Here is a 13572-nt window from a genome sequence, read left to right on the forward strand (position 1 = left end):
CGGTCCTGACTACAGCGGCCCGGCCACCGCCCAGGCCGCTGCCGCGCCCACCAGCAGCGGCGGGCCGAACGGGATCGCGGTGCGCCAGCCGGCCCGTCGGGAGGCCAGCAGCACCAGGCTGACGACGGCGCCGACCAGCAGCCCGAGGAACACCCCGAGCACGAGCACGTCCCACCCCCGCCAGCCGAGCAGCAGCCCCAGCAGCCCGAGCAGCTTGACGTCGCCGAACCCCAGCCCGGACGGCGCTGCGAGCCGGGCCAGCGCCGCGACCCCGAACGCGATCCCGGCGGCCGCGGCAGCCCGGCCCAGATCGGACCAGCCGCCCTCGACCGCGGCGTCCACGACGAACGCGACCAGCAGCACGCCCACCGCGGGCCCGGTGACGACGTCGGGGAGCCGGTGCACGGCGAGGTCGACCCCGGCGAGCACGACCGCGGCCCCCGCCACCCACAGCACGCCGACCAGCGCCGGTCGGGTGCCGGTGGTGGCTGCCGCCCCGGCGAGCGCAGCGGCGACGCCGGCGGCCGTGACCACGACCCGGCGGCGGGAGACCGCCGGGCCGCGCCGGGCGAGCCGGACGGTGGCCCGGGCGAGCCGGGGACCCAGTGCGAGCCCCAGCAGGGCCGCCGCGGCCGCCAGCACCGGTCTAGCGGGCGAGGACCGCGTCGAGCGCGGTGCGCATGGCCTCGATCGGGGCGGGCCGGCCGGTGATGAGCTCCACCTGCACGGTGGCCTGCCAGAAGAGCACCTCGATGCCGTGTACGGGGGTGCCACCGGCCGCCTGCACCGCCGAGGCCAGCGGGGTGGGCCAGCCTGCGTAGAGCACGTCGAGCACGGTCTGGCCGGCCGTCCAGTGCAGCCCGGCGACCGTGGTCTGCCCGTCGACCGGGACGGTGCTGACCACCACCGGGGCGGCGACCTCGGGGGTGTCGGCGAAGAGCCGGACCCGGCCGGTGACCTCCAGGGCGTCCAGCACGTGCAGCACCCCGGCCGCCCGCTCGGCATCGCGGACGACGACGTCCACGGTCTGGGCGCCCAGGCTGGCCAGCGCGACCGCGGCGGCTGCCGCGGTCCCGCCGCCGCCCAGTACCGCGGCGTGGTCCACCTGCTCGACGCCGGCCAGCTGCAGGGCCATGCCGACCCCGGTGACGTCGGTGTTCTCCGCCCGCCAGCCGGTGGGGGTGCGCACGAGGGTGTTGGCCGCCCCGAGCAGCCGGGGCAACGCGTCGGACTCGTCGGCGACCGCGGCGGCGGCCTGCTTGCACGGCATGGTGACCGAGAAGCCGCGCCACTCGTCGTCGAGCCCGGCCAGCAGCACCGGCAGCTCGTCAGCCCCCAGGTCGAGCGCCTCGTAGGTCCAGTCGGTCAGCCCGAGGGCGGCGTGGGCGGCCCGGTGCAGCACCGGGGACAGCGAGTGACCGATGGGGCGACCGAGGACGGCGGCCCGGTTCACCCGGCTCCGCAGCCGAGACCGGCGTCGGCACAGCGCTGCCGGGCGGCGTTGAAGTCGTCGATGTTGTTGGTGAAGAAGTGGTTGCCCTCCGCGTCCTCGAGGACGTAGAAGAGCAGGTCACCGGTACTGGGGGCCAACGCGGCCTCCAGGCTCGGCGCGCCCGGGGAGCTGATCGGGGTCGGCGGCAGACCCAACCGGTTGCGGGTGTTGAACGGGTTGTCGCTCTGCAGGTCCGCGGTGGTCAGGTCGTTGCCGTTCTTGCCCAGTCCGTAGGCGGTGGTGGCGTCGATGCCCAGCGGGATGCCCTGCGCCAACCGGTTGTAGATGACCTGGGAGACGTCCACCCGCTCGGCGTCCTGCAGGGTCTCGGACTGGATCATCGAGGCGATCGTGAGCACCTCGTAGGGCGTGCGGCCGATCGCCGCGGCCCGGTTCTCGAAGTCGATCGAGGCCGTCTCCTGGGTGAACTGAGCGACCATCCGCTGCAGCATCTCCGTGGGCGTGGTCTCGGGCTCGAAGTCGTAGGTGGCCGGGTAGAGGAAGCCCTCGAGCTGGCCGGTCGACCAGCTCGGCAGGCCCAGGCTCGCGGTGTCGGCCGCAGCGGCCTGCAGGTCGGCGATCGGGGTGTCGGTGGACTCGCTGAGCCGGTCCAGCACCTGGGTGACCGTGTACCCCTCGGGGATGGTGACCCGGGAGAACAACCGGGTGTCCGGGGCCAGCAGCAGGTCGAGCGCCGCCTGGCCGCTCATCTGCAGCCGCATGCCGTAGACGCCGGGCTGGATGCCGGTGGACGCCGGGTTGGCCTGCGCGGCGTCGACGAAGGGGCCGGTGGAGGCGATCACGTCGGCCTCGACCAGGGTGCGGCCGATGGCGGTGAGCGAGTCACCCGTGGCGACCCGGACCTGCACGTCGCCGGTGCCCTGGCCGGTGTAGTCCTCGGCGACGGGGTTGATCTTCGTGAACAGCCACTGGCCCCCGACGACGATGCCGCCGACGATCCCGGCCAGCACGAGCAGGGAGACCACGATGGTGATCGGCCGACGGGCACGGCGCTTGCGGGTCTTCCCGGCGCGGGCGCGGGCCTTCCGGCCCCGGCGGCCGCGCTCCTCCTCGGCGTCGGCGCCGATGACGTCCAGGCCACCGGTCTGGTCCCAGGCCGGGTGCGCGGGCGGCTCGTCGTGGTCTGCGTGGCCGTGGTCATCGGCGTGGTGGTCGGCGTGGTCGTCCGCGTGGTGGTCGTGGTGGACGACGGCCGCCGGCTCCGGGGCTGCTGGGGCCTCGTCCGTCAGGACCCGGCCGGTGTCGGCGTCGGGGTCCTCCACCGGGAGCGGGTCGCGCTCCTGGTCGTACAGCTCGGGGCCGCGGCCACCGACGCCTCCGGTGTCGCTGCGCGAGGCGCCCAGGATCAGCGCGGGGAGGGACGACGGCGCCGGACGGGACGCCACCGACCGGGCGGCCGGCGGGGTGGCCCGGATGCCGCCGGCCGGGGGCGCGGGCAGCTCGGTGGTGGCCGGCGCGGACAGCGGGGTGCGCCGGGTGACCTGGTCGTCCTCGTCGTCGCGGAGGGCGGCGAGCTGCGCACGCTCCTCGGCGCGGCGGGCGGCCTCGGCCTCCTCGGCGGCCCGGCGGCGCTCGGCCCGGGACTGACCGGCGACCGGGCCGGTGGGCTGCTCGTCGGTGATCGCGGCGAACTCGCCGGTGTGGTAGCTGGCGAGGAAGTCCGCGGCCGACGTGCCGCCCTCACCGGTGGTGTGGCGTCCGCGGCGACTCGGACGGTCGGTCGGGTCGCTCACGTGTGGCGCCGCCCGGCCGCGGCGCTGCCCGCAGCTCGTGCTCGGTCGAGGTGGCTCTGCAGGATGACCACGGCGGCCGCCTGGTCGATCACCGAGCGTTGCCGACGGGCGTCGATGCCGCCGGCACGCAGATGACTGGCTGCGGTCACGGTGGAGAGCCTTTCGTCGACGAGGCGCACCGGGACGTCCCCGATGCGCGCGGCCAGTGAACCAGCGTAGGCGCCGGCGTCTGCGGCAGAGGCCCCGGACGCACCGGACAGGTGCCTCGGGTCCCCCACGACCACCTCCACCACCTCGTGTTCCACCACGAGCGCGGCAATCCGGTCCAGGTCGGCCTCGTTCTTGGCCCGGTGCAGGGTCTGCAACGGGCTGGCCAGGAACCCGGTGGCGTCCGACATCGCCACGCCCACCCGCACGGTGCCGACGTCGATGCCGAGCCGACGGCCGGGCAGGAAGCCCGCCGCCGACCCGGCGCCGTCGGGAGCCGTCACGCGGAGGCGGCGGCCGTGCCCACGGCCTGCTCGACGGCGGTCAGTGCGGCCGGGATGCCGGCGGGGTCGGTGCCGCCGCCCTGGGCCACGTCGGGCTTGCCGCCCCCGCGGCCCCCGACCGGACCCGCCGCGGCCTTGAGCAGGTCGCTGGCCGACACGCCGCGCTCCTGCGCCGCAGGGTTGACCGCCGCGACCAGGGCGACCTTGCCGTCGTTCTCCGAGGCCAGCACCACCGCCGCCGGCCGCTCGGCGCCCAGCCGCCCGCGGACGTCGAGCACGAGCGTGCGGAGGTCGCCCCCGGCCAGGCCGGCAGGCGACCCGGTGACGAGCTGGACGCCACCGACGTCGCGGGCGGTGCCGGCCAGGTCGCCGGCCGCGGCCAGGGTCTGGGCACCGCGCAGGTCGGCGAGCTCCTTGTCGGCGTCCCGCTGCCGGGCGAGCATGCTGCCGACCCGGTCGAGGAGCCCGTCCTGCGGCGTCTTGAGCAGGTCGGACAGCTGACGGACCAGGTCCCGCTCGCGGGCCAGGTAGCGGAAGCCCTCGATGCCGACGACGGCCTCGACGCGTCGGGAACCCGACCCGACCGAGCTCTCCCCGGTCAGCGCCAGGGGGCCGATCTGGGCGCTGCCACGCACGTGGGTGCCACCGCAGAGCTCGCGCGACCACTCGCCGCCGATCTCCACGACCCGGACCTGCTCGCCGTAGGTCTCGCCGAACAGGGCGAGCGCGCCGAACTCACGGGCCTCGGGCAGCGTCATCCACAGCGCTCGCACGGCCTGGTCCTCCCGGACCGCGGCGTTGGCGACCTCCTCGATGTCGCCGCGCTGCTGGGTGGACAGCGCGCCCTGCCAGGCGAAGTCCAGCCGCAGGTAGCCCGGCCGGTTGTAAGAACCCGCCTGCAGCGCCTGCGGGCCGAGCACCCGGCGCAGCGCGGCGTGCACCACGTGGGTGCCCGAGTGCGCCTGGCACGCCGAACGGCGCCACTCCAGGTCGACCTCGGCGGTGAGCTCGACGCCCTCGCGCAGCTCCCCCTCCAGCACCCGCACCTGGTGCACGACCAGGCCCTTGACGGGGCGCTGCACGTCGACGACCTCGGCCCGTCCGCCGTCCCAGACCAGGTGGCCGGCGTCGGCGACCTGGCCACCGGACTCGGCGTAGAAGGGCGTGCTGTCCAGCACGACGCGGGTCAGCTCACCCGGGCCGGCGACCGGGGTGTCCCCGACCAGGCCGAGCACCCGGGAGGTGGTGGTCAGGGTGTCGTAGGCCCGCCAGTCGGTGGGCCCGTGCAGGCCGAGCAGCTCCTGGTACGCCGACACGTCGGCGCCCCCGCTGCGCTTGGCGCGGGCGTCGGCCCGGGCGCGGTCGCGCTGCTCGGTCATCAGCGCGCGGAACCCGGACTCGTCGACGGTGACCCCCTGCTCGGCGGCCATCTCCAGGGTCAGGTCGATCGGGAAGCCGTAGGTGTCGTGCAGGCTGAACGCCTGCGGACCGGTGAGCTGGGTGGTGCCGGCCGACCGGGCCGACGCGACCGCGGTCTCCAGCAGCGTGGTGCCCGAGACCAGGGTGCGGCGGAACGCCTCCTCCTCGGCGTAGGCCACCGAGGCGATGCGGTCGAAGTCGGTGGCGAGGTCGGGGTAGCTGGGGCTCATCGCGTCCCGGCTGACCGGCAGCAGGGTGGGCAGCACCGGCTCGTCGACCCCGAGCACCCGCATGGAGTAGACCGCGCGGCGCAGCAGGCGGCGCAGGATGTACCCGCGGCCCTCGTTGCCCGGGGTGATCCCGTCGCCGATGACCATCAGGCCCGACCGGACGTGGTCGGCGACCACACGCAGCCGCACGTCGGTGTCGTGGTCGGCACCGTAGGTCACGCCCGCGAGCTCGGCGGCCCGGCGCAGCACCGGGGAGACCTCGTCGATCTCGTACATGTTGTCGACGCCCTGCAGGAGGAAGGCGACCCGCTCCAGGCCCATGCCGGTGTCGATGTTCTTCTTCGGCAGGTCGCCGAGGATCGGGAAGTCCTTGCCCTCGCCGTCGCCCCGCTCGTACTGCATGAAGACCAGGTTCCAGATCTCGACGAACCGGTCCCCGCCCTCGTCGACCAGCGGCCCGCCGTCGGGGCCGTGCTCGGGACCACGGTCGAAGAAGATCTCCGAGCACGGCCCGGCCGGGCCGGCCGCGCCGGTGGACCAGTAGTTGCTCTCCTTGCCCAGCCGCTGGATCCGCTCGGCGGGCAGCCCGGTGAGCCGCGCCCACGCCTCGGCCGCCTCGTCGTCGTCGAGGTAGACGGTCACCCAGAGCCGCTCGGGGTCGAAGCCGAGCCCGCCGTCGTCGACGGAGGAGGTGAGCAGCGCCCACGCCGCCTCGATGGCGCCTTCCTTGAAGTAGTCGCCGAAGGAGAAGTTGCCGTTCATCTGGAAGAACGTGCCGTGCCGGGTGGTCTTGCCGACCTCCTCGATGTCGAGGGTGCGCACGCACTTCTGCACGCTGGTCGCCCGCGGGTAGGGGGCGGGCTCGCGACCGGTCAGGTACGGGATGAAGGGCACCATCCCGGCCACGGTGAACAGCAGCGAGGGGTCCGGGGAGACCAGCGAGGCACTGGGGACGACGGTGTGCCCGCGCTTCTCGAAGTGCTCCAGGAAACGGCGGCGGATCTCGGCGGTCTTCATCTCTGCTTCATCTCGTGGGGGTGGGCCCGCGCGGAGGTGCGGGGCCGGGGGTGACCGGTGGGGTCAGTGGTCGGCGGAGTGCGCGCCGCGACGGGCGGCGATCGCGGCCTGACCACCGGCGGTGGCGTCCTCGCGGGTGGGGAGCGGGGCGTCCAGGCCGGTGCCCGAGCGCAGCTCCTCCTCGCGGCCGGCGGCCGCAGCACGGACGTCGGCACCGAAGTCGGCGATCGCGTCACCGAGGTCGCGCAGACCGTCGGCCAACTGGCCGACGACCGACTGCGGGGTGAGCTTCTCGGCGGCCTGGGACATCTTGCGGACGACGAGCACGCCGATCGTGATGCCCATGGTCAGCCAGAACAGCCGGCGCATCAGGCGGCCCGCCGACGGGCGCGACGCTCGTCCTTGGCCGAACGCTGAGCGGTGGCGGCGGCCTGGCCCTCGCGCTTCTTGGTGACCGCGCTGCGCACGCCGTAGCTGAAGGCCGCGGCCTTGATCAGCGGGCTGCCCAGGGTCGCGGCGAACACGCTGGTCAGCGCAGCCACGTTGCTGGAGACGTTCGCGGCGTTGCCGGTGATGTCGTCGACCCGCTCGAGGTTGGCGTTCACGTGGGTCACCGTGGTGGAGGCCTGGCTCAGGATCGGCTGGCTCTGCTCACGGACCTGCCGGATGGTCAGCGTGGTCTCGTCCAGCGTGCGGCCCAGCTTCAGCACCGGGACGGCGAGCAGCAGCACCAGCACCACCAGCGCGCCGGCGGCGATGAGCCCGGCGATCTCTCCTGCGGACACGGGGTGGTCCCTCTCGTCGGTCGAACGCGTCACCCACCGGGGTGTCCGGCGGCTCGGGTCACCCTAACCGCGGGGTCGGACAGTCCGGCGGGAGTTCACCGGGTGCGCCGGACGATGGCCCGCAGCTTGGCCAGCCGGGCCCCGATCGCGGCCTCGGCGCCGCGGCCGGTGGGGCGGTAGTAGTCCCGGCCGACCAGCGCGTCGGGCGGGTACTGCTGGGCCAGCACGCCGTCGGGGTGGTCGTGCGGGTAGGCGTACGTGGCTCCGTGCCCGAGCTTCTTGGCACCGCTGTAGTGGGCGTCGCGCAGCCCGGGCGGCACCGGCCCGGCCAGCCCGGCCCGGACGTCGCCGACGGACTCCCCGATCGCGGTGGTCAGCGCGTTGGACTTGGGCGCCGTCGCCAGGTGCACGGTGGCCTGGGCCAGGGCGAAGTGCCCCTCGGGCATGCCGATGAACGCCACCGCGTCGGCCGCGGCAACCGCGACTCCCAGTGCGGTCGGGTCGGCCATCCCGATGTCCTCGCTCGCGCTGATCACCAGCCGCCGGGCGATGAACCGCGGGTCCTCCCCCGCCTCGACCATCCGGGCCAGGTAGTGCAGCGCGGCGTCGACGTCGGAGCCCCGGACGCTCTTGATCAGCGCGCTGGCCACGTCGTAGTGCTGGTCCCCCTGCCGGTCGTAGCGCACCGCGGCCTGGGCCACGGCGGTCTCCAGGGTGGCCAGGTCCAGCGTCGTCGTCCCCGCGGCCTTCGCGGCACCGGCGCCGGACTCCAGCGCGGTCAGCGCCTTGCGGGCGTCACCGCCGGCCACCCGGAGCAGGTGTTCCTCGGCCTCCTCGGTGAGGGTGATCGCGCCGTCCAGCCCGCGGTCGGACGCGATCGCCCGGTGCAGCACCTCGCGGACGTCCTCGTCGGACAGCGACTGCAGCGCCAGCACGAGGGAGCGCGAGAGCAGCGGTGAGACGACGGAGAAGAACGGGTTCTCCGTGGTCGCGGCGATCAGGCTGACGATCCGGTCCTCCACCGCGGACAGCAGCGAGTCCTGCTGGGTCTTGGAGAAGCGGTGGACCTCGTCGATGAACAAAACGGTGCGCCGGTTGCCGTGGGTCAGCTCGCGCTTGGCCGTGGCGATGACTGCGCGCACCTCCTTGACCCCGGCGTCCAGCGCGGACAGCTGCACGAAGGAGCGCTTCGTGGCCAGGGAGATGACGTGTGCCAGCGTGGTCTTGCCGGTGCCGGGCGGCCCGTAGAGCACCAGTGACATCGGCTCGTCGGCCTCGACCAGCCGGCGCAACGGGGCCCGCGGACCCAGCAGGTGCTTCTGGCCGACCACCTCGTCGAGCCCGCGCGGGCGCATCCGCACCGCCAGCGGCGCCCCGGGGTCGAACGCCGGACGGGCGCCCTCCTCGGGTTCGGGGTCGAACAGCGTGCTCACGCTTGCGACGCTACCGCCGGGGGCAGACAGTCCCGACCGAGATCCACGACGAGAGGACCACCCCGTGCAGCACCGCACCATCGGCAACGACGTCGTCGGTAGGGTCGACGTGTCCGCGATCGGGCTCGGCGCCATGCCGCTCTCCGTCGGCGACCGACCCTCCCCCGACGCGGCCGACGCCGTCGTCCACGCCGCCCTCGACGCCGGGGTCACGCTGATCGACACCGCCGACGCCTACTGCCTGGACGCCTCCGAGGTGGGCCACAACGAGCGCACCGTCGCCCGCGCCGTCCGCTCCTGGGGCGGGTCGGCCGACGTCCTCATCGCCACCAAGGGCGGGCACACCCGGGAGGGCACCGAGTGGCTGCTCGACGGGTCGCCGGAGCACCTGCGCCGCGCCTGCGACGCCTCGCTGGAGGCCCTGGGCGTGGACGCGATCGGGCTGTACCAGTTCCACCGCCCCGACCCGGAGACCCCGTGGGCGGACTCGATGGGCGCCATGAAGGACCTCTGCGACGCCGGCAAGATCCGGATGATCGGCATCTCCAACGCCGACGTCGCCCAGATCGACGAGGCGCGCGCCATCTGCGGCGACGCCCTGGTCAGCGTGCAGAACCAGTTCTCCCCCGGCTTCCGCTCCTCGGCCGGCGAACTGGCGCACTGCGCGCAGGCCGGTCTGGCCTGGTTCCCCTGGAGCCCCTTCGGCGGCATGGGCGACGCAGGCTCGCTGGCCTCCACCGCGGGCGAGTTCGCCGCGGTCGCCGACGAGCTGGGTGTGTCGGTCTACCAGGTCACCCTGGCCTGGCACCTCGCCCAGGCCGACGTGGTCATCCCCATCCCCGGCGCCAGCAAGCCCAGGAGCATCCAGGACTCCGCCGGCGCCACCGAGGTCACCCTGTCCTCCGACCAGCTGAGCCGCCTGAACGCCGCCTGATCCGCCTCCCCACCCCGCAGTTGATCATCGTCAGGTGGTCGTCCGACACGCCCTTGAAGGGGTGTCGACGCCACCACCTGACGATGATCAACAGGGGGTGGCTGGTGGGAGCACACCCGGGCGGCGTGCGCTGGTCGGCGTCCCCGTCTGCGGGTCCCGTCCACAGATCACCCGCGGTCCGTGCGACGGTGCCGCCGGCGACCGAGGGTCCGCGGCATGGAGACACCCCGCGTCCTGACCTCCGCTGACGCCGGCGCGTTGGGGCTCAGCCGAGGGCAGCTGCGCTCACTGCCGTGGCTGCACCTCGCGCACGACCGGTGGGTCGACCTCGACGACGGCGTCGACCGGCTCGGTCACCTCGCCCTGCTGGCCCAGGGCCTGCCGGACGACGCCGCCTACAGCCACCTCACCGCCGCCTCGTTGCTCGGCGCGCACGTCGACGCTCCGACCCGCCCGTCGATCGTCCTGACGCCCCGGAGGGTGCTCCCCCAGCGGGCTGAGGTGCTCGTGCACGCCCGCCGACTCGAGGCGGGCGACGTCGTCCTGCACCGGGGGCTCCGGGTGACCAGTGGCGCCCAGACCTTCCTGGACCTGGCGTCCACGACGGGCCCGGCCGAACTGTGCGCGCTCGGGGACGCGCTGTGGCGGGCCGGTGCGCTCACCGCCGACAGCCTTGCCGAGAGACTCGCCCGGGCGGACCGGGTCCGGGGTGTGCTCCGGGCCCGCTTCGTCGCTCCCCGACTGGACCCGCGCGCGATGTCCCGGCCCGAGAGCCAAGGTGCGCTGGTGGATCGGACAGAGCGACCTGCCCCCGATCGAGGTCCAGGTGCCGGTCCTGGACGCGAGGGGCCGGGTGGTCGCGCACGGAGACCTCGGGTGGGAGAGGTTCCGGACGCTCGTCGAGTACGAGGGCCGGCAGCACGCGGATCCAGAGCAATTCGACCGGGACATCGACCGCTACTCGCTCATGGGCGCCGACGGCTACCTGTTGCTGCGCTTCGCTCGCCGCCACCAGCGGGCAGACGTCGTCGTCGACCGCTGCCGCCGCGCCCTGCTCAGCCGCGGCTGGGTGCCCCCGACCAGTTGATCATCGTCAGGTGGTGCCGGCGACACACCTCGACAGGCGTGTCACGCGACCACCTGACGATGATCAACTGCGGGAGGAGGGTCAGGCGAGGACGGCGTCCAGGGCCGCCAGGAAGGCGGTGACCTTGGCCTGGGTGGCGTTGTGGCCCATCAGGCCGATGCGCCAGACGGTGGCGGCGAACTCGCCGACGCCGCCGCCGATCTCCAGGTCGTAGTCGTCGAGGAGCTGCTTGCGCACGGCGGCGGAGTCCACGCCCTCGGGCACCCAGACGGTGGTGAGCTCGGGGAGCCGGTGGCCCTCGGCGGCGAACAGCTTCATCCCGCGCGCCTCCAGACCACCCTGCAGGGCGGCACCGGCGGCGGCGTGCCGGGCGTGCACCGCGTCCAAGCCCTCCTCCAGCACCCGGCCGAGGCCCGCGTGCAGCGACACGACCATGCCGGTGGGCGCGGTGTGGTGGTAGGTGCGGCCACCGGAGCCACCGGCCTCGCCCGCGTAGCCACCGAGCAGGCCGAGGTCGAGGTACCAGGACTGCGGGCGGGCGATCCGCCGCTCCCAGGCCCGGTCGTTGATCGTGAACGGGGCGAGCCCGGGGGCGACGCCGAGGCACTTCTGCGAGCCGGAGTAGGCGATGTCGACGCCCCACTCGTCCAGCGCGACCGGGATGCCACCGAGGGAGGTCACGCAGTCGGCGACCAGCAGCGCGTCGCCCTTGCCGGCACCCAGCGCGGCCATGTCGGACTCGACCCCGGTGGAGGTCTCGGCGTGCACCGCGGCGATCACCTTGGGCGAGGGGTGCGCCGACAGCACGCGGTCGGCGTCCACCGGCTGGCCCCACTCGTGCTCGACGGCCACGACCTCGGCCCCGGTGCGCGAGGCCACCTCGACCATGCGCTTGCCGAACAACCCGTTCACCGCGACGACGGCGACGTCGCCCGGGCCCAGGGTGTTGACGAACGCGGCCTCCATGCCGGCCGAACCGGTCGCCGACAGCGGCAGGGTGCGCCGGTTCTCGGTGCCGAACACGGTGCGCAACCGGTCGGAGGTCTCGTCGAGCACCTGGAGGAACAACGGGTCGAGGTGGCCCAGCAACGGCTGCCCGAGGGCGACCGTCGCCTCCGGGTAGGGGTTGCAGGGTCCGGGTCCGAGCAGGGTGCGGGCGCGCAGCATGTGAGCCACGCTACCCAGCCGGATCAGGCCTCCGCGGGGGCGGGCGGCGGCGCCGTCCAGTCGATGCCGGCTTCCTTGCGCTGGGCGTCCGAGATCGGCGTGGGAGCGCCGGTCAGCGGGTCGTAGCCGGCCCCGGTCTTGGGGAAGGCGATGACCTCGCGGATGGAGTCGACCCCCGCCAGCAGCGCGGTGAGCCGATCCCAGCCCAGGGCGGCACCGGCGTGCGGCGGCGGACCGTAGGCGAAGGCCTCCAGGAAGAACCCGAAGCGGTCCCGGGCCTCCTCGGTGGACATGCCCAGGGTCTCGAACACCCGCTCCTGCAGCGCGGCGTCGTGGATGCGGACCGAGCCGGACATGCACTCGTTGCCGTTGATCACCAGGTCGTAGGCGTCGGACAGCGCCGCGCCCTTGTCCTCGGTGAACCGCTCCCGCCACTCCGGGGTGGGTGAGGTGAAGGGGTGGTGCATGAAGGTCCACCCGCCGTCCTCGGTCTCCTCGAACATCGGGAAGTCCACGACGAACAGGAACGACCAAGACCCGGGCTCGATCAGCTCGAGCCGCTTGGCGATCTCGTTGCGGGCCGCCCCCAGCAGCTCCTGCGACGTCCGGCGCGGGCCGGCGGCGAAGAAGACGCAGTCCCCGGGGGAAGCCCCCACGGCCTCGACCAGCCCGGCGCGCTCGGCGTCGGAGATGTTCTTGGTGACCGGCCCGCCCAGGGTGCCGTCCTCGGCGACGGTGACGTAGGCCAGGCCCTTGGCCCCGCGGGAGCGGGCCCAGTCCTGCCAGGCGTCGAAGGTGCGGCGCGGCTGCGAGCCACCGCCGGGCATGACGACGGCGCCCACGTAGGGCGACTGGAACACCCGGAACGGGGTGTCGGCGAAGAACGAGGTCAGCTCGGTGAGCTCGAGACCGAAGCGCAGGTCGGGCTTGTCCGACCCGAAGCGGTCCATCGCCTCGCGGTAGGTCATCCGCGGGATCTCGCCCACGTCGTGCGTCGCGAGCTCCTTCCACAGCGCGGTGACCACGGACGAGGCGACGTCCAGGACGTCGTCCCGGTCGACGAAGCTCATCTCGAAGTCGAGCTGGGTGAACTCCGGCTGCCGGTCGGCGCGGAAGTCCTCGTCCCGGAAGCACCGGGCGATCTGGTAGTAGCGCTCCAGGCCGCCGATCATCAGCAGCTGCTTGAACAGCTGCGGGGACTGCGGCAGCGCGTACCAGGAACCCGGCTGCAGCCGCACCGGGACGACGAAGTCCCGGGCGCCCTCGGGGGTGGAACGGGTCAGCGACGGGGTCTCCACCTCGGTGAAGCCCTGGGCGGCCATCACCCCGCGGGCCACCCGGTTGACCTCGCTGCGCAGCTTGAGCACCGACGCCGGGCCCTGCCGGCGCAGGTCCAGGTACCGGTAGGAGTACCGGACGTCGTCCCCGGCGGCCTGGGTGGTCTCGATCGGGAACGGCAGCGGCGCCGAGGACGAGAGCACCTCCAGCGTCGTGGCGACGACCTCGATCTCCCCCGACGGCAGGTCGGGGTTCTCGTTGCCGGCCGGGCGGGCCTGCACGGCACCGGTGACGAGCACGCAGTACTCGTTGCGCAGGGCGTGCGCCTCCTCCTCCCGCACGACGACCTGGGCGTAGCCCGAGCCGTCGCGCAGGTCGAGGAAGACCACCCCGCCGTGGTCGCGGCGGCGCGCGATCCAGCCGGCCAGGGTGACGGTGGTGCCGGCGTCGGCGGCCCGGAGGGTGCCGGCGTCGTGGGTGCGCAA

General features: G+C 74.0%; 13 protein-coding genes. 2 read left to right on the top strand and 11 right to left on the bottom strand.

Annotation, left to right across the window (positions count from 1 at the left end; translation table 11 throughout):
• Positions 1-9 precede the first annotated feature (9 nt).
• From ASG36_RS00515 to ASG36_RS00550, 8 genes are all read right to left on the bottom strand, one after another.
• Positions 10-642 (bottom strand): A24 family peptidase, encoded by a 633-nt coding sequence (locus tag ASG36_RS00515; protein WP_055758019.1) that lies wholly within the window; start codon positions 640-642, stop codon positions 10-12.
• A 4-nt stretch (positions 643-646) separates the two neighbouring features.
• A complete protein-coding gene (locus ASG36_RS00520) occupies positions 647-1453 on the bottom strand; it encodes a shikimate dehydrogenase (protein ID WP_082522690.1) in 807 nt (268 codons plus the stop codon).
• The gene (gene mltG, locus ASG36_RS00525) at positions 1450-3246 is read right to left on the bottom strand and encodes an endolytic transglycosylase MltG (RefSeq protein ID WP_055758027.1); all 1797 of its coding nucleotides are present in this window, start codon (positions 3244-3246) and stop codon (positions 1450-1452) included. The genes ASG36_RS00520 and mltG overlap by 4 nt, the downstream gene beginning before the upstream one ends.
• Positions 3243-3737 carry a Holliday junction resolvase RuvX gene (ruvX, locus tag ASG36_RS00530; RefSeq protein ID WP_055758030.1) on the bottom strand — a complete coding sequence of 165 codons (495 nt, stop codon included), beginning with the start codon at positions 3735-3737 and terminating at the stop codon, positions 3243-3245. Before ruvX ends, mltG begins: the two co-directional genes overlap by 4 nt.
• Positions 3734-6403: an alanine--tRNA ligase gene (alaS, locus tag ASG36_RS00535; RefSeq protein ID WP_055758034.1), complete on the bottom strand. Its 2670-nt coding sequence runs from the start codon at positions 6401-6403 to the stop codon at positions 3734-3736. Before alaS ends, ruvX begins: the two co-directional genes overlap by 4 nt.
• A gap of 63 nt (positions 6404-6466) precedes the next feature.
• The gene (locus ASG36_RS00540; RefSeq protein ID WP_055758038.1) at positions 6467-6772 is read right to left on the bottom strand and encodes a hypothetical protein; all 306 of its coding nucleotides are present in this window, start codon (positions 6770-6772) and stop codon (positions 6467-6469) included.
• Positions 6772-7188, bottom strand: a complete 417-nt coding sequence (locus ASG36_RS00545) for a DUF948 domain-containing protein (protein WP_055758041.1) — start codon at positions 7186-7188, stop codon at positions 6772-6774. The genes ASG36_RS00540 and ASG36_RS00545 overlap by 1 nt, the downstream gene beginning before the upstream one ends.
• Positions 7189-7283: 95 nt before the next feature.
• The gene (locus ASG36_RS00550) at positions 7284-8621 is read right to left on the bottom strand and encodes a replication-associated recombination protein A (protein WP_055758044.1); all 1338 of its coding nucleotides are present in this window, start codon (positions 8619-8621) and stop codon (positions 7284-7286) included.
• Positions 8622-8685: 64 nt separating this feature from the next.
• Here ASG36_RS00550 and ASG36_RS00555 point away from each other — a divergent pair, with 64 nt between their 5' ends.
• On the top strand, positions 8686-9555 hold the full coding sequence (locus ASG36_RS00555; RefSeq protein WP_055758048.1) for an aldo/keto reductase: 870 nt from the start codon (positions 8686-8688) through the stop codon (positions 9553-9555).
• Positions 9556-9840: 285 nt separating this feature from the next.
• Here ASG36_RS00555 and ASG36_RS22480 read toward each other — a convergent pair whose 3' ends face one another.
• Positions 9841-9990: a hypothetical protein gene (locus ASG36_RS22480; protein ID WP_235494451.1), complete on the bottom strand. Its 150-nt coding sequence runs from the start codon at positions 9988-9990 to the stop codon at positions 9841-9843.
• A gap of 343 nt (positions 9991-10333) precedes the next feature.
• Between ASG36_RS22480 and ASG36_RS22485 the strand changes: the two genes are divergently transcribed.
• On the top strand, positions 10334-10642 hold the full coding sequence (locus tag ASG36_RS22485; RefSeq protein WP_055758055.1) for a hypothetical protein: 309 nt from the start codon (positions 10334-10336) through the stop codon (positions 10640-10642).
• 81 nt (positions 10643-10723) lie between these two features.
• On the opposite strand, the gene ASG36_RS00570 is transcribed toward ASG36_RS22485, so the two are convergent.
• Both ASG36_RS00570 and aspS read right to left on the bottom strand, forming a co-directional pair.
• Positions 10724-11809, bottom strand: a complete 1086-nt coding sequence (locus tag ASG36_RS00570) for an alanine--glyoxylate aminotransferase family protein (RefSeq protein WP_055758057.1) — start codon at positions 11807-11809, stop codon at positions 10724-10726.
• Between the two features lie 23 nt (positions 11810-11832).
• A complete protein-coding gene (gene aspS, locus ASG36_RS00575) occupies positions 11833-13572 on the bottom strand; it encodes an aspartate--tRNA ligase (RefSeq protein WP_235494453.1) in 1740 nt (579 codons plus the stop codon).

Origin of the sequence: Geodermatophilus sp. Leaf369 (genome assembly GCF_001424455.1) — a bacterium.
In the GTDB taxonomy this organism is placed as follows: domain Bacteria; phylum Actinomycetota; class Actinomycetes; order Mycobacteriales; family Geodermatophilaceae; genus Klenkia.

Coding starts and splice junctions, on each gene's coding strand:
- ASG36_RS00540 (WP_055758038.1), bottom strand. CDS start 6,772: ATGCGCCGGCTGTTCTGGCTGACCATGGGCATCACGATCGGCGTGCTC.
- ASG36_RS00570 (WP_055758057.1), bottom strand. CDS start 11,809: ATGCTGCGCGCCCGCACCCTGCTCGGACCCGGACCCTGCAACCCCTAC.
- alaS (WP_055758034.1), bottom strand. CDS start 6,403: ATGAAGACCGCCGAGATCCGCCGCCGTTTCCTGGAGCACTTCGAGAAG.